Annotated in this window: 12 protein-coding genes and 2 riboswitches; of the genes, 8 read left to right on the plus strand and 4 right to left on the minus strand. The window is 42.3% G+C overall.

Features of this window, described 5'->3' with window-relative positions:
• From AB5935_RS16035 to AB5935_RS16060, 6 genes are all read left to right on the plus strand, one after another.
• Positions 1-102 (plus strand): acyl-CoA carboxylase (locus tag AB5935_RS16035; RefSeq protein WP_080597605.1); only part of this gene is annotated, 102 nt, incomplete at its 5' end.
• Positions 103-227: 125 nt separating this feature from the next.
• Positions 228-1,916 (plus strand): putative transporter, encoded by a 1,689-nt coding sequence (locus tag AB5935_RS16040; RefSeq protein WP_007835703.1) that lies wholly within the window; start codon positions 228-230, stop codon positions 1,914-1,916.
• A gap of 19 nt (positions 1,917-1,935) precedes the next feature.
• Positions 1,936-2,493, plus strand: a complete 558-nt coding sequence (locus AB5935_RS16045) for a hypothetical protein (protein ID WP_005846505.1) — start codon at positions 1,936-1,938, stop codon at positions 2,491-2,493.
• Between the two features lie 26 nt (positions 2,494-2,519).
• The gene (locus AB5935_RS16050) at positions 2,520-2,729 is read left to right on the plus strand and encodes a hypothetical protein (RefSeq protein ID WP_007844247.1); all 210 of its coding nucleotides are present in this window, start codon (positions 2,520-2,522) and stop codon (positions 2,727-2,729) included.
• A 127-nt stretch (positions 2,730-2,856) separates the two neighbouring features.
• Positions 2,857-3,070, plus strand: a riboswitch (cobalamin riboswitch).
• 61 nt (positions 3,071-3,131) lie between these two features.
• Positions 3,132-5,651: a ribonucleoside-diphosphate reductase subunit alpha gene (locus AB5935_RS16055; RefSeq protein ID WP_038609594.1), complete on the plus strand. Its 2,520-nt coding sequence runs from the start codon at positions 3,132-3,134 to the stop codon at positions 5,649-5,651.
• 162 nt (positions 5,652-5,813) lie between these two features.
• Positions 5,814-6,863, plus strand: a complete 1,050-nt coding sequence (locus AB5935_RS16060) for a ribonucleotide-diphosphate reductase subunit beta (protein WP_007835707.1) — start codon at positions 5,814-5,816, stop codon at positions 6,861-6,863.
• Positions 6,864-6,955: 92 nt separating this feature from the next.
• On the opposite strand, the gene metF is transcribed toward AB5935_RS16060, so the two are convergent.
• The 3 genes from metF to AB5935_RS16075 form a co-directional block, all read right to left on the minus strand.
• A complete protein-coding gene (gene metF / locus AB5935_RS16065) occupies positions 6,956-7,909 on the minus strand; it encodes a methylenetetrahydrofolate reductase [NAD(P)H] (RefSeq protein WP_007835708.1) in 954 nt (317 codons plus the stop codon).
• A 296-nt stretch (positions 7,910-8,205) separates the two neighbouring features.
• The gene (locus AB5935_RS16070; RefSeq protein ID WP_038609591.1) at positions 8,206-10,509 is read right to left on the minus strand and encodes a TonB-dependent receptor; all 2,304 of its coding nucleotides are present in this window, start codon (positions 10,507-10,509) and stop codon (positions 8,206-8,208) included.
• A gap of 108 nt (positions 10,510-10,617) precedes the next feature.
• Positions 10,618-10,998: a hypothetical protein gene (locus AB5935_RS16075; protein WP_032936259.1), complete on the minus strand. Its 381-nt coding sequence runs from the start codon at positions 10,996-10,998 to the stop codon at positions 10,618-10,620.
• Positions 10,999-11,180: 182 nt separating this feature from the next.
• A riboswitch (cobalamin riboswitch) is annotated at positions 11,181-11,384 on the plus strand.
• A 53-nt stretch (positions 11,385-11,437) separates the two neighbouring features.
• Here AB5935_RS16075 and AB5935_RS16080 point away from each other — a divergent pair.
• Positions 11,438-13,615: a TonB-dependent receptor gene (locus AB5935_RS16080; protein WP_007835715.1), complete on the plus strand. Its 2,178-nt coding sequence runs from the start codon at positions 11,438-11,440 to the stop codon at positions 13,613-13,615.
• Positions 13,616-13,628: 13 nt separating this feature from the next.
• Entirely contained in the window at positions 13,629-14,786 is a 1,158-nt protein-coding gene (locus AB5935_RS16085) for an ABC transporter substrate-binding protein (protein WP_038609588.1), read from the plus strand.
• 108 nt (positions 14,787-14,894) lie between these two features.
• Here the strand turns inward: AB5935_RS16085 and AB5935_RS16090 are convergent, their stop codons facing one another.
• Positions 14,895-16,655, minus strand: coding sequence for a 1-deoxy-D-xylulose-5-phosphate synthase (locus AB5935_RS16090; RefSeq protein ID WP_007849683.1), 1,761 nt, complete (start codon positions 16,653-16,655; stop codon positions 14,895-14,897).
• Positions 16,656-16,678: the final 23 nt, after the last annotated feature.

The following is a 16,678-nucleotide window of genomic DNA, read 5'->3' on the forward strand; positions in this document are numbered from 1 at the left end:
ATGCCCCGTGACACCCGCTATAAACTCATTCAGGCTTTGGAAATGTGTCACAACAAAAACCAAAGCAATCCGCCTAAAAAGCACGGCAATATGCCGTTGTAATTGTTCAATGTGTGTGTATCCCCGCAGAAGTGATTTTTCCGGGGATACTTTTACCAACCCACATGATGGGAAATTTTAAATATAAAATGATGACTTAGTTAAAAATAAATATATTTCTTAATACTATGGAACTTCTTAAAAACCTCTTTGAAGGATATCCCAATCTTTGGGGCGGAGGTGTAGCACACTCCGTACTCATTCTGTCACTAGTTATCGCCTTTGGAATTATGCTGGGTAAAATAAAAATATCCGGCATCTCACTTGGTGTCACATGGATTCTTTTTGTCGGTATCGTATTCGGCCATTTCAATCTGAATCTGGATGAACACCTGCTACATTTTCTAAAAGAATTCGGTCTTATTTTGTTCGTCTATTCCATTGGTTTGCAGGTGGGTCCCGGTTTCTTCTCAGCCTTTAAGAAAGGAGGATTTACGCTGAACATGTTGGCTATGGGGGCTATTTTTATCAGTGTAGTCATTACTATCATTTTACATTTTACTACCGGAACTCCCATAACCACCATGGTCGGCATTCTCTCTGGTGCTGTTACCAATACTCCCGGCCTTGGTGCCGCCCAACAGGCAAATAGTGATTTAAATGGCATAGATGCACCGGAGATTGCGATGGGATATGCTGTTGCCTATCCCTTGGGGGTGGTTGGTGCCATTCTCTCATTGCTTGCACTGAAATACATTCTTAATATCAAAACATCACAAGAAGAAGCCGATGCCGAAAAAGGATTGGGACATTTACAGGAACTGACCGTACGCCCCGTTACATTAGAGATAAAAAATGAAGCAATACATGGGAAGACCATTAAGGAAATACGTCCTTTGGTAAACCGCAACTTCGTCATTTCGCGCATACGCCATCATGACGGACAACAGGAAGTGGAACTAGTAAATTCAGAAACGATATTACATATTGATGACAAGATTCTGGTTATCTCGAACCCTATTGACATTGAAGCGATTACAGTATTTTTTGGCAAACAGGTAGAAATGGAATGGGAACAGTTAAACAAGAAACTTATCTCACGCCGCATTTTGATAACAAAGCCTGAGTTAAATGGAAAAATGCTCTCACAACTTAAGATACGAAATAACTTCGGTGCGAGCATCACCCGTATCAACCGTTCAGGAGTAGACTTGGTAGCCTCCCCACATTTACAGTTGCAAATGGGCGACCGTGTAACTATAGTTGGTAGTGAACTTGCTGTCACTCATGCCGAAAAGGTTTTGGGAAACTCCATGAAGAGACTGAATCATCCCAATCTTATCCCCATTTTTTTCGGCATCGCATTAGGATGTATCTTGGGAAGTATTCCATTTATGTTTCCAGGTATTCCACAACCAGTAAAACTTGGTCTAGCAGGTGGACCGCTTATTGTATCCATTCTTATCAGTCGTTTCGGTCCTCAATATAAAATGATTACATACACCACGATGAGTGCTAACTTGATGATAAGAGAAATCGGGATTTCCTTATTCCTAGCTTGTGTAGGGTTGGGAGCCGGGAAAGATTTTATAGAGACAATTGTAAATGAAGGTGGATATATTTGGATTATGTATGGAGCTATTATTACGACCGTACCATTAATCATAACGGGGCTCATTGGGCGTTATGCCTGTAAATTAAACTATTATACCCTTATTGGTGTATTATCAGGAGCAAATACTAATCCGCCTGCCCTCGCCTATTCCAATGATCTGACTTCATGTGACGCTCCGGCCGTGGGATATGCCACCGTATATCCGCTTGCTATGTTCCTACGCGTACTTACGGCTCAATTATTGATACTCTCATTAGGTTAAACTTTAAAATTCTTTAAATATGTACCAACAAGAAACGATTACCAAAGAACTACATTTACAGTTAAGTGATGAAGATTTGGCACAGTTCGAACTTGATGCCAAAGAAACGGAACGCCTCGGACACATCGGCACCCACATGGATTGCTATATGGAAGCTCCCCGCTATAAAGAATATGTAACAGATGCCGTCGTGGTAGATTGTCGGAACGGACTACCAGCCGACGAATACTTTAATAACTTGGACATAGAAGGTAAAGCATTGGTTTTATATACCGGCAATATGGCAACCAACGACTATGCAACCAAAGACTTCTTTATGTTTGACATGAAGCTTAATTGGGACTCTCTGGCTGCATTACTTTATAACCATCCAAAGTTTATTCTTATTGACTCACATGGGTTAGGCATGTTTTCACAACACCGGTTATTCGATATGGAATGTGAGAAAAACGGTTGTTTTCTTATTATGTGCCTGATGCTTGAAGGAGAAGAAATATTGAATATAAAAAAATTAAAGATTGAAATTGACAAGGAAATGCCTTCCACTGGAAAGCCATGTCGTGTCTATGGATTCTAAAAAAAGAAAAACATAACTTCATTTAAATGGATAAGACAGCCGAAACTTTGATAGATGTCAGTGGATTTATTTCTGAATATTCCGCTCACATGATGGGATGTGGTGTACATACTTCACGAGTGATACGCAGTGCCAATCGCATTGGGGAATCATTCGGTTATATGGTAAAAATCAGTGTCATTCAGAAAAAGAAAAAACGAGATCGAAAAGCAAGTATATCAATTGGTTACTCATAACAATAGTAGCTGTGCTGCTTGGAAGCATGGTAGTAGAACTTGTCCAAAATGTTTAATACCATCCAACTTTTATAAATCATTTCTGATTTTTAAACTAACTCAATGCTGTAATAATTCCAATTTCCATTATCTTTGTTCCCGAATCGGTTCCGAATAGATGTCCTCTATCCGGATTAAAAGGGAATCGGGTGTAAATCCCGGACAGTCCCGCTGCTGTGAAACTCCGATAAAATTTCCGATATGTACCTATTGCCACTGCCTGACTCCACATAACGAGAACGCGGGAAGGCATCGGAAATGAGGAGCCAGTCAGAAGACCTGCCATTCATCAAAGACCGTTTCTACTCGTGGGGTTAGGGAAGCGGTACGAAAAGATACAATAATTCATACCAACAGCATCTCATGCAAATAATTAAAAGGAATGGGGCAACAGAATCCTACGACAGAGAAAAAATAGCCGTTGCCATACGGAAAAGCTTTGCCAGTACCCAAAAAGAAATAACAGATGAAGCTGTCTACACCATAGTAGACGAAGTGGAACTATTTCTGCATCAAAACGAAGCAAATCGTAGTGTAGAACGCATTCAGGACGAAGTGGAACGTAGTTTGATGGAACATGGCTTTTATGCAGAAGCCAAAAACTATATACTTTACCGTTGGCAACGCACAGAAAGAAGAAAAGCTCTTAGCCAAATCATTACTGGAACCGGTGATGATACTATATCAAATATACTAAAAGAGATACAAAAAGACTTCTCCGGGAAGGAATATAGTCTAACCCTTCTCGCAGAGAAATTCACAAGTTTCTGTAAACCGGATATGACACCCGGGGAACGGTTGGCGGCACTTGTCAAAGCGGCTGTAGAACTGACGACACAAGAAACTCCCGATTGGGAATTCATTGCGGCGCGTCTGCTGAATTTCCGATTAACAAAAAAACTGGCCGAACAGGCGGAAGCTGCCGGCATCTTTTCATTTTATGATAAATTACGTTACCTCACCGATGAGGGTTTGTATGGTAATTATATCTTAGCCTCCTATACTCCACAAGAGATAGAAACGGCAGCTGGCTTCATGTGTCCTGAACGTGACAAGCTTTTCAATTATTCAGGACTGGATCTGCTTGCCAAGCGTTATCTGATCCGTACCCGTTCACACGAGCCTATAGAATCTGTGCAGGAAATGTATTTAGGGATTGCCCTTCATCTCGCTATGCCCGAAAAACAGGACAGACTGCAATGGGTAAAAAAGTTCTATGATATATTAAGTCGTTTGGAAGTCACAATGGCCACTCCTACCCTGGCAAATGCCCGAAAACCTTATCACCAGTTATCCAGTTGCTTCATTGATACAGTGCCCGATAGTCTGGAAGGCATTTACCGCAGTTTAGACAATTTTGCGATGGTAAGCAAATTTGGAGGAGGAATGGGAATGTATTTTGGCAAAGTTCGTGCCGCAGGTGGAAACATACGCGGATTCAAAGGTGTGGCCGGAGGTGTAATCCGATGGATGAAACTGGTGAATGACACTGCTGTAGCCGTTGACCAGTTAGGTATGCGTCAGGGAGCCGTAGCCGTCTATCTGGATGTATGGCACAAAGATTTGCCTGAGTTTCTGCAACTCCGGACCAATAATGGAGATGACCGGATGAAAGCGCACGACATCTTCCCTGCCGTATGCTATCCGGACTTATTCTGGCGTATGGCGAAACAGGATTTAAACCAGCAATGGTATTTATTCTGTCCCAATGAAATAATAACCGTCAAAGGATACTGTCTGGAAGACTACTACGGAAAGGAATGGGAACAGAAATACATGGATTGCGTAAATGACTCCCGACTCTCCAAGCGCTGTATGAGCATCAAAGATATCGTCAGACTGGTACTACGTTCGGCTGTAGAAACAGGTACTCCCTTTACATTCAATCGTGACACCGTGAACCGTGCCAATCCCAATGCACACCGGGGGATCATTTATTGCTCCAATCTTTGCACGGAAATAGCACAAAACATGTCCTCCATTGAAACAGTCTCTACAGAGATATGTACGGAAGATGGTGATACAGTGGTAGTCAAAACTATCCGGCCCGGAAACTTTGTGGTATGTAATCTTGCCAGCCTTTCATTAGGACATTTGCCCTTGGAAGATGAAAAACAAATGAAAGAAAAGGTGGCAACTGTAGTACGGGCATTGGATAATGTGATTGAACTGAACTTTTATCCGATTCCTTTCGCTCAGATTACCAATCATCGCTACCGCAGTATCGGCTTGGGAGTCAGCGGTTATCATCATGCTCTTGCTGTTCGCGGTATTCGTTGGGAAAGCGAGGAACATCTCAATTTTATGGATAAAGTTTTCGAACGTATCAACTATGCTGCTATAGCAGCAAGTAGCGAACTGGCAAAAGAAAAAGGATCCTATCATTATTTTGAAGGTAGCGACTGGCAGACCGGAGCTTATTTTATAAAACGGGGCTACAATTCGCCAGAATGGAAAGCATTGGCTGTAAAAGTTTCCACACAAGGAATGAGAAATGCCTATCTTCTTGCCATTGCCCCCACCAGCAGCACCAGTATCATTGCCGGAACCACTGCCGGAACAGATCCGGTAATGAAACGTTTCTTCTTGGAAGAAAAGAAAGGAGCCATGCTGCCACGTGTTGCACCGGCATTGTCCGATAAGACATATTGGATATATAAAAGTGCTTATCTGATAGATCAGACATGGAGTATCCGTGCCGCAGGGATCCGGCAGTTACATATAGACCAGGCGCAAAGTCTGAATCTATACATTACCAATGAATTTACCCTGAGACAAGTATTAAACCTGTATTTGCTGGCATGGGAATGTGGCGTAAAAACAGTATATTATGTCCGTAGCAAATCGTTGGAAGTAGAAGAATGTGAAAGCTGTGCCTCCTGATCTTTTCGTAAACACTCCAGTACTGAATTGTCATGCTAAAACATTCCTTGTAGGGGCGCAAATATTGCGCCCCTACAAGGAATGAATAACAAATTTATTTTTAATATACAGCCTTGAGTTAGCAGTAAAACAAGAAGACAGAATATAAAACAACAATAAATCATGAATACAATAAAATTAAAAAAGAATGCCCTTTTCAATCCTGAGGGAGATACCGACCTCCGGCACAGAAGAATGATTGGAGGAAACACCACCAATTTGAATGATTTCAATAATATGCGCTATAAATGGGTTAGTGACTGGTATCGTCAGGCTATGAATAATTTTTGGATTCCCGAAGAAATCAATCTCACCCAAGATACCAAGGATTATCCTCACCTGGACCAAGCAGAACGCACCGCCTATGATAAAATCCTGAGTTTTTTAGTGTTCCTTGATTCTTTACAAAGCAATAATCTGCCCACCATCAGCGAATACATCACAGCCAATGAAGTTAATCTATGCCTCCATATCCAAGCCTTTCAGGAATGTGTACACAGCCAAAGCTACAGTTACATGCTGGATTCTATCTGTAGCCCCGAAAAGCGTAACGAGATCCTTTACCAATGGAAGACAGACGAACACCTGCTGAAAAGAAATACTTTTATAGGCAATTGCTATAACGAATTCCAGGAAAGTCAGGATGGATTCACATTGATGAAAACCCTTATCGCCAATTATATATTGGAAGGAATCTATTTCTATAGCGGATTCATGTTTTTCTATAACTTGAGCCGTAATGGAAAAATGTCAGGTTCCGCACAAGAAATCCGATATATCAATCGAGATGAAAACACGCATCTGTGGTTATTCCGCAACATTATTCTGGAATTAAAGAAAGAAGAACCGGATTTATTCACTCCCGATAAAGTAAAAATATATGAATACATGATGCGTGAGGGGGTCAAGCAGGAAATAGAATGGGGACAATATGTGATAGGAGACAATATACAGGGACTCAACCGGAAAATGATAGAAGATTATATTCAATATTTAGGCAATCTCCGTTGGAGTAGTTTAGGTTTTGGCCCTCTGTACGAAGAAAACCATAAAGAGCCGGAAAGCATGCACTGGGTATCTCAATATTCTAATGCCAATATGGTAAAGACTGATTTTTTTGAAGCAAAGAGTACGGCTTATGCCAAAAGTACAGCTTTGGAAGATGACTTATAACCCATTTACAAAATATATTTTGCTCCGCATCTTAAACCCATTAAGATACGGAGCAATAAATGGCCTGACAGAAACATTTCCATTAAAGACTATCAATAAACAGCTGCCGCCACCTCTTTCACATTCTCCACCGCACCCACTGTATAAAAATGTATTCCCGGAACTCCATATGCTATCAGTTCCCGGCATTGATTGACACACCACTCTATGCCTAATGCACGCGCTTCTTTATCATCCTTGCATTTTATTGCTTCCACGACCAGTTCCTGTGGTAAATCCACATTGAACGTTTTGGGAATAACGCTAAGCTGTGATAGTTTGGAAAAAGGTTTGATACCCGGTACGATAGGAACATTAATCCCCTCTTTTCTTGCACGCTCCACGAAGGCAACGTATTTTTGGTTATCATAAAACATTTGTGTCACTACATAATCGGCTCCGGCTTCCACTTTCTTTTTTAACCAATATAAATCTTGTTCTATATTAGGAGATTCCTCATGCTTCTCCGGATAACCTGCCACACCATAACGAAAAGGAGTTAAAGGAGCCTGAATAGGTGTTCCATCAATAAATTTTCCTTCATTAAAAGCATTAATCTGCTCTTCCAACTCCAAAGCATGGGCATAACCGTTTTTCTCGGGAACAAAAGAAGATTCATCTTTTGCCTTGTCTCCCCGGAGTACCAACAGATTAGTAATACCTAAAAATTGCAAATCAAGCAATATATATTCCGTGTCTTCACGTGAAAACCCACTGCACAAAATATGCGGCACAACAGTGATATCATATTTATTATGTATAGCCGCAGCCACCGCCACCGTACCCGGACGCCGCCGATAACGATTACGTTCATATAAACCACCCCCCAACTCGCGATACACATATTCGCTGCGATGAGTGGTAATGTTGACATAAAGAGGATCAAATTCCCGTAATGTATCTATTGTAGCATATAGTTTTTCAATTCCAGTACCTTTCAACGGTGGAAGAACCTCGAAAGAAAATGCTGTTTTCTTTTCCTTATTTATCAACTCAGCAATACCCATCTTTTTTGACCTTTTTACTTATTAATTCCGATAAATCCATATAGCGGATAGTTATATAGGAGATTTATCTTTATATTAATCACATTTCAGATTTATTTCTCCACAAAGATAGGAATAGCAGATTTTACATCCAATAAAGCATTCCAATTTAGATAATTATTCTAAATAAAGTGTATCAAAAGAATTATTATCTAAAATAACCTGTTCGAAAGTCCTATAATAGGTTATTTATTCTATGACGCAAATTGCCGGGAGAGGAGCGCTATCCGTCCTCTCCCGGCAATGATATATACAAATTAAAAACTCAATTTCACTCCGGCAAAGTAAGAACGTGGCATACCCGGCCCATAAATATAACCGGAATCACGTTTTGCCCCCCGGTCAAAATCACTTTGATACGCATTAAAAATATTATGTACTCCGGCATTTACTTGCATGGTTATGCCTTTATACAAATTGAAGTCATAACCGGCTTTCAGATTCAATTCAAAGAAATCAGGTGTATTCACTGCAATGTCCTTATCAATAAAACCAGCTTTATGCTCTACCATCATACTACCGGTATAAGTACCGGACAATGCAATAGTCATCGGTACGAAAGGATTGTATGACAAAGTGAAATATCCATAAGTATCCGGAGTACGGAACATTTTTTTCTCCATCGGCACCGTTTCATCATCACTCCATGCACGTGCCTGCTTGTATTCAGCCTTCTGCATGGTAACGCCGGCCTGCAATTGAAGTAAGGAACGATAAGCAATCTTTCCTTCCAAAGTCAAACCATACACTTTGGCTCCCTTCTCGTTATACCGTTCATTGATAATAATACCGTCACGCTCCCCTATCTGGCGTAAGGCAAATACATCGGAAAGCAAAGTATAAAAACCTTCTATAAGCAAGTTTCCTTGGAAATCTCCCCAACGATGATACAAATCTCCCGATATGCTCAGACTTTGTGATTTTTCTTCTGTCAAGTCTTTTGCCAGTTCAATCATAGACACTGTCCCACCTACATTTTCTATATGTAAATCTTCATCAAAAGCCTGAGGCGCACGGAATCCGAAAGAATAACTGGCACGCAGATTCATATTCTCAGTCGGATTGTAACGAAGATTAGCACGCGGACTAAAGATCACATGATCCACCATATTATGTTTGTCCAAACGTCCTCCAAGTAAAAAACTCCATTGCTTATTCTTCCATTCATTTTGGAAAAATGCACTGGCTATACGGACTTCTTGTTTGGTATAACGGTTATATCCCCACATATCATCCGTCAAGTTATCCTGGTTATATTCCAAACCTCCGGTAAAATCGGCAGGCATAAAAAAGCATTTATCAAAACTATAGATATACTGCGATCCTGTGACCCAGGTAAAATCCGTGGTCGCGCCATACGCATTCACATCTTGTCCTCCACCATAATAACTGTCGCGTCCTGTATACTGTGCAGAGGCATATACACTCAGCCGCTGTTTCTCATCAGGAGAGAAATAATCAAATTTCGCTCCCCCGCTATTGATAGTATGCTGCAATTGTTCGGCTATATCCGCTTCATGGGGAGGACGGTTCAACTTATTCCCGCCACGACGGAACTCACTGAGATGATGATATTCAAAAGTCAGTTTTGAATACGTGCTTGTTTTAATAAAAGAACGAAAACCTACTGTCTGATTTTTCAGTTTTGGCAATTCGGTATATCCATCTCCATCACTGTCATAACCGCTTCTTTCTCTGTTCTGTCCAAAAATATACAATCCTGCTTTATGATTATCAGTCACTAATGAAGCGTTCAGTGTCGTATTATTGTCCCAAGAAGAAGTACCTCCTATACCTGTCAGGGTATGTGTCAATTGTCCTGAATTCCGTACAGGCTCCTTAGTGATAATATTAATGGTTCCCGCAATGGCTGAAGAGCCGAACAATGCCGAACCTCCTCCGCGCATCACTTCTACACGCTCAATCATATTGGCAGGTATCTGTTCCAATCCATATACACCGGCCAAAGCACTGAATATAGGACGCGAGTCGATCAATATCTGCGTATAAGGGCCATCCAACCCATTGATACGTACTTGTTGGAAACCACAGTTCTGACAATTATTTTCCACACGCACTCCGGGTTGGAAATTCAGCCCTTGCGACAATGTAGAGGAATTTGTATTTTCAAACACTTTCACATCCATTACGTTTACCAAAGTAGGTGCCATACGGCGGGTGGTCTCACTACGATTGGCAGACACCACTACTCCATCCAACGCTATCAGATCCTCTTCTATCTCGAAGTTCTCCTCCAAAGTTTTCCCTTTTCTTAAAGTTACTTTCCGGCTGACTGTCTTATAACCGACAGCACTTACCTCCATGGTAAATTCTCCTTCAGGCAGATTTTTAAGAAAATAGTGTCCACTGGCGTCAGTCATAGTCCCTATGGTAGTTCCTTTCAGCGATACACTGATAAAAGAGAGGTGTTCTTTCGTACTCTCATCTAATACATGTCCTATAATATTTGCATCAGACTTATTCAATTCATTGGCGTGCGCAGCCAGTGACGAGAGTAAAAAGCATACTACTCCCATCAAGAAAAAAATGTATTTCTTCATGTGTTCTTGTTCTGTTTATTTATGAATAAAAGGATAGCGGTCAGAAGAACGAATCCGTATGCACATAATGGCAACGGAAAACATTCTACTAACGTGAAAATTCTTTATTTAATAAACAACAGGAGGCGCACGCAAATAAATGCCGCAACAAGCTTTTGCCAGTTTAATGTGTTCTACAATCGGAGTAGCCAGCAAGCATAGCAATACTAATAAGATTGATGCGGAAAATGGTGTGAGCAAACTATCGGAAGCAGCGAAAGAAGAGAGGAAGAAAATTGTTTCCAATTCCACCTCCGTATGTTGATGCTCCCCTTTAAACGGATGCGAATGTACGATGATTACCCCATTTACCACATGCGAGTGAGTAAAAAGGGTGATCCCTCCCAAATAGGCAATAAATATCAGCGGAAGGAAGAGCTTTAGAATATGAATCAAATATTTCTTCATCGTAACGGGGACAAAGATAGAACTATTTCCAATAGCAGTCAATACCTATTAATAGTAGTTATGGATTTAAAATCGGAAACAAGCCTCTCATCCTGCCAAAGAAAATGCCCATTCGTCCTTAGTTGTCCCTTCCTTATATATTAAGAAGCCTATAAATCAGTATCAAACATCACAAAAATGTTTCTTTTATTTTCAGAATCCCAAAAGATTTTAAAATAAAACCCTACCTTTGCATCAGATTTGGTGATGTAAGTCTTTCCGTATTTGCATAAAAGGGAATTCGGTTATAGAATCCGAAGCAGTGCCCGCTACTGTGAAGCCCGTCCAATGAAAAGCAACTCTCGCCATGCCACTGTTTCCTTTGTAAGAAATGGGAAGGCGCTTTTCAGGGTGAAGCCAGGAAACCTGCCAAGTCTGAACATAGATAATTCACGCTTTCCCGGGGCCAGGAAAGCTAATTATTAATTCTTAAATTATTTCGATGAAAAAGAAATGTTTACTGACAGCCTTATTCGGCAGCATGGTGGTGTGTGCATCCGCCCAGATATCGTTAAGTGGAAAAGTAGTGGATGCCCGTACAGGAAAGCCGGTGGAAGGCGCTAACGTACGTTTGGAACAAACTACAATAGGATGTGCTACCAATCCTAAAGGAGAATTTTTGTTGAAAGACATCAAAGAGGGGACGTATACCCTGCGTACCAGTTGCCTGAATTATGCTCCTGTTACTCAGAAAGTCAGTCAAAGTCAAAAAGAAATGGTGATAAGGCTGAAAGGTACCACTTTCAACATGGATCAGGTAGTGGTAACCGGAACCGGAACTCACCACAAGCTGAAAGACAGCCCTGTACCCGTAGAGGTCATTTCCCAACGTGACCTGCAAAATGCCAATCCATCCAGTTTCCAGGATGCTTTGGTGAAACTAGTTCCCTCTATCTCGGTGCAAACCACCGCTATGGGAACAACCCTATACGTAAACGGACTGCCTGATAAATACCTCCTCGTATTAATTAACGGTAAAAAAGTAGCCGGAGATATTTCGGGGTCTATAGATTACGACCGGATCAATATGGATGCCGTAAAACGTATTGAAGTATTAAAAGGAGCATCTTCCGCCCTTTATGGCAGTGACGCCATCGCAGGAGTAATCAATATCATTACCGATGATCCTAAATCTGCATTGAATGTATCTTCCAATACCCGTGTAAGTTCTCACGGACGAATTTCAGAATCAGTCAACGCAGACGCCAATGATGGAAAATTATCCGCACACTTGAACTATAATTACCGCACTTCGGATGGATGGCAACTGAATCCGTATGAGGAAAGCAAGGGAGAACTGGTGGAAACCACAAAGAAACCGGTCTATAAAAATCATTCGCATAATGTGAGCCAAACCTTGAGCTACGCAGCCACAGAGCGTTTAAGTCTTCATTTAAACGGTAATCTTTTTATCAGCGAAAACGACCGTACCGGAGCTTACGATTACAACAACCGGCATCAGTCCTATACAGTGGGTGGAACAGCCAAATATCTGTTGGCTAAGCGGGCTTCATATATAGAAGGGAATATAAGCACCACCAATTTCCGTTCTTTTTATGACTATATAAATGATGCAAAAACGCATAAAACCGGTGATGAAGTCCTCAGTAAAGACCAGACTTACACCAATGCCAATCTAAAAGGTGTATTCAAAACTCACGAGAACAATACACTTTTTACCGGACTGGACTATGTATTCGAAGGCTTGGAGCCGACTGAAACCAGCAAGATGCTGAATAATGAATACCAAAGTGTTTATACACTGGCAGCATACGTACAGGACGAAGTAAAACTACTGGATGCAATCAGCGTAGTGGCAGGTATACGATATGCCTATAATGAAAAGTTTAAAAGCCAGTTCACGCCCAAACTATCCTTGATGTACCAATATTCAGGACTGAATGTACGTGCATCTTACGCTGCCGGATTCCGTTCACCTACCTTGCAACAAATGTATGCCGTTTCTGAAAGCCGTGGACAAATCACTGTCGGAGACCCTGGCCTGGACCCGGAAAAGAGCAATTTCTATAATTTGAATATAGAATACAATCATCGCTTGTTCTCCATTGCCGCTTCCATTTATCAGAATGACCTGAAAGACAAGATCGAAGCGGAAGATATAGGAACAACACCCGAAGATATTGAAAACGGTATCACTCGCAGACGCCAGTACCGTAATATAGAAAAGGCACGTGTGAAAGGCTTTGACATAGGTTTTTCAGTCCGTCCCTTCACAGGCTTCATGTTCGGAGCAAACTATATTTACACGGACGGGCGCAACCGTACAGAAGACATCCGTTTGGAAAGAACAGTACGTCACTCGGGTAATTTCAATGCCAGTTGGCGAAAAACATGGAATGATTATACATTCAATATTGCAATCAACGGACGCTATCAAGGTACACGCTGGTCTAAAACTTACGGTGACGCCCCCGCCCACCAGCTTTGGGATATCAACACACGCCATTCATTCAATTTAAAATCTGTTGCTCTGGAACCCGCCGTCGGAGTTGAAAACATTTTCAATTACACAGATGACCGTCCTTATAACAGTAATTATGCAACTCTGACACCGGGACGCTCTTTCTATGTCAGTCTGCTGGTTCGTTTCAAGCAATAAAACTATTTTTAGCATGGCTTCTAAAACCAGACTTGTCTATCTGCTCATAACAACTTTCTGCCTGGCAGGTTGCGGCTATAAAAGCCGCAACCCAGTGAGTGAAAACGGGCTATCTTCCGCAGATACCATACAAACAGCCTTGGCCCCCCGTTATGCCAAAGGCTTCAAAATAACTGTTCGTCCGGATGGAGTAAAGCTTCTGTACATCTCGGAGCCGAACAATAACCATGCAATACCCGAACTTTTCGCCTTAGTTCCTAAAGGAACAAAAGCCGAGATACCCGATGGCTATACCGTTATTCCGACTCCGACAGACAGAGTAATCTGCATGACCACGCCGCAACTGGCAGGTTTTACCGGTCTGAATGCTTATGACAAAGTGGTAGCGACAAGTACCACCCGCCGGATGCAGAATAAGGAATGGCTTGCCCGATTAAAAGACGGACGGGTGAAAAAGATAGGAATGGAAGGAAACTTTGATACGGAAATTATCATTGCATCCCAACCCGATATCATTTTCGTATCTCCCAACCGCCGGGGAGGGTATGAAGTGATGAAAGAGCTGAACATCCCTCTGGTCCCCTATTGGGCATTCAAGGAAACATCACCATTGGGGCTGTCCGAATGGATCAAGGTAGCAGGTATGTTTATCGGTAAAGAGGAAGAGGCATGCCAATTATTTGCACAAATGGAACAACGCTATAACCTATTGAAAGCCAAAGTTTCCAATGTAAAACAGCGTCCCAGTGTATTCAGTGGAGAAATGAGAAGAGATACCTGGTATGTACCCGGAGGACAAAGTTTCTATGCCCGCTTGTTCGCCGACGCAGGGGCCGATTACTTTATGAAGGATAATCCTGAAACAGGAGGTGTACTCATGGATTTTGAAACCGTATACGCCAAAGGATATAATGCCGGCTACTGGAGAGTGATGAATGGTTATAAAGGAGAATTCTCTTATGAAGCATTAAAAGCTTCCAATCCACAATATGCTGATTTCCGAGCTTTTAAAGAAAAGAAGGTTATTTATTGCAATCTGGAATGGATACCTTTGTATGAGAATCTTCCCCTCTCACCCGATGTTCTTCTGAGTGACATGATAAAAGCTTTTCACCCGGAACTACTTCCCGATTATCATCCTGTGTTTTATTCGCTTCTGGAAAAAGAATAAGTATTCCAGTTCTCATACTTATGGTAACAAACAGTTTTAATCCGGCTTATCTATTTCACTATTACAAAAATGGCTGAAGTCTTGGACTTCAGCCATTCCGTAAAACGGTTATCCTAATATACCGGCAATATCCTCCGCCATCTGCTTGTCAGTCAACCTGTTGGCTTTCATCAGCTCATCCAGATTATAGCGGTCTGCAAATTCTTTACGAAGTCCGTAATTCAGCACTCGCATTTCAGAATTACCATAATAACGCGCTATCTTCTCGCCGAATCCTCCATCCAGCACCCCGTCTTCCAACGTTACGACAATACGATGCCCCACTTTCAACTCTTCCAGCATCGGTTCGTCAAGCCCTGTTATGTAACGGGGATTAATCAAAGTAGCCTCAACACCCGACTCTTCCCGGAGCTTATTCTTCAAAGCCTGTCCCAAATCATAGAAAGCACCCAATGCAAGAATAGCGACAGTTTCTCCCCTGGCTGTCATTTTGTAGCGGTTTAACTCGCTATAATCCGTGTCAAACTCTTCCTTACGATGCACCACTGCCGCTCCCGGCACACGGATAGCAACGGGATATTCCGTCTGGCGGACAGCCCATTCCAACATAGCAAAATACTCTTCGGAACACGTAGGAGCCAGATAAACCATATTCGGGATGTTGCTGATAAGCGGAATATCGAAGAAACCCAGATGAGTCACATCGTTCATTCCGGCTACTGTCCCCATAAACACAGTGATCACCGCCGGATTTCCATTGATACACAAATCCTGAGACAACTGGTCATAGCAACGCTGGACAAAAGTACTGTAAACCCCGTACACCGGACGTCCGCCACCGGCAGCGATACCCGATGCCAATGCCACGGCATGTTCCTCGGCAATACCTACATCCACAAACTGACGCCCTGCCTGTTTCCGGCGTTCAGGAGTAAAACCTATCACAGTAGGAGTACCCGAGCTGATGGCAACAACCGTGTGGTCCTCCTTCATCTTCTCCAACAAAAACTTCCCGGTCAGGCTATGGTAATCCTCCATACCGCTGCAATCCACCTTCGGCTTACCCGTTTCCAGATCGAAAGGCATCTCCCAATGAAATTCCTCCCGGTCGGCTTCTGCCGGAGCGTATCCCTTTCCTTTCTGTGTGTGAATATGAACCACTGTGGGACGTGATGTATCTTTCACCTTGGCAAAAGCCGCAATCAAAGACGGAATATCATTCCCCTCTCCCACATAAAGATAATCCAACCCCAGAGAACGGAAGAAATTACAGGACGACCGTCCCTCCGTATCGCGCAGTTCCTTCAGGTTCTGATAGAGCCCACCGTGGTTTTCGGCAATGGACATTTCATTATCATTAACCACTATAATAAGGTTGGTTCCCATTTCTCCCGCATTACTCAGACCTTCATAAGCTTCCCCGCCGCTGAGCGATCCATCCCCTATCACGGCAATGATATTCTCGTGTCCGCCTTTCAGATCTCTGGCTTTGGCAAGACCGCAAGCCAGACTGACAGAGGTGGAAGTATGGCCGATAGTGAAAAAATCGTGCCCGCTTTCCCGGGGATTGGTGTATCCGGACACCACATCATAATCCTCCGGATTCAGGAAAGCATCCTTACGCCCGGTCAGCATCTTATGTGTATAACTTTGATGGGATACATCATATACCATCTTATCCGTCGGTGAATTGAATACATAGTGCAATGCTATTGTAGCCTCCACCATTCCCAGATTAGGTCCCACATGCCCTCCGTGAGCACTTAACTTGGTCAATAATGCATTGCGGACTTCACCGGCCAACTGTCTTAACTGTTCCGCAGAAAACCGTTTTATGTCTTGCGGAGAATTTACTTGTTCAATATACATCGTTCTACCTATTTAAATGATTT

The sequence above is a fragment of the Phocaeicola sp. RTP21198st1_B8_RTP21198_201120 genome (assembly GCF_040929485.1).
In the GTDB taxonomy this organism is placed as follows: domain Bacteria; phylum Bacteroidota; class Bacteroidia; order Bacteroidales; family Bacteroidaceae; genus Phocaeicola; species Phocaeicola dorei.

Bases quoted from the DNA above. Each gene is read 5' to 3' on its own strand.
- AB5935_RS16090 (WP_007849683.1), bottom strand. From the start codon at position 16,655: ATGTATATTGAACAAGTAAATTCTCCGCAAGACATAAAACGGTTTTCT.
- AB5935_RS16040 (WP_007835703.1), top strand. From the start codon at position 228: ATGGAACTTCTTAAAAACCTCTTTGAAGGATATCCCAATCTTTGGGGC.
- AB5935_RS16085 (WP_038609588.1), top strand. From the start codon at position 13,629: ATGGCTTCTAAAACCAGACTTGTCTATCTGCTCATAACAACTTTCTGC.
- AB5935_RS16050 (WP_007844247.1), top strand. From the start codon at position 2,520: ATGGATAAGACAGCCGAAACTTTGATAGATGTCAGTGGATTTATTTCT.
- metF (WP_007835708.1), bottom strand. From the start codon at position 7,909: ATGGGTATTGCTGAGTTGATAAATAAGGAAAAGAAAACAGCATTTTCT.
- AB5935_RS16070 (WP_038609591.1), bottom strand. From the start codon at position 10,509: ATGAAGAAATACATTTTTTTCTTGATGGGAGTAGTATGCTTTTTACTC.
- AB5935_RS16080 (WP_007835715.1), top strand. From the start codon at position 11,438: ATGAAAAAGAAATGTTTACTGACAGCCTTATTCGGCAGCATGGTGGTG.
- AB5935_RS16060 (WP_007835707.1), top strand. From the start codon at position 5,814: ATGAATACAATAAAATTAAAAAAGAATGCCCTTTTCAATCCTGAGGGA.
- AB5935_RS16055 (WP_038609594.1), top strand. From the start codon at position 3,132: ATGCAAATAATTAAAAGGAATGGGGCAACAGAATCCTACGACAGAGAA.
- AB5935_RS16045 (WP_005846505.1), top strand. From the start codon at position 1,936: ATGTACCAACAAGAAACGATTACCAAAGAACTACATTTACAGTTAAGT.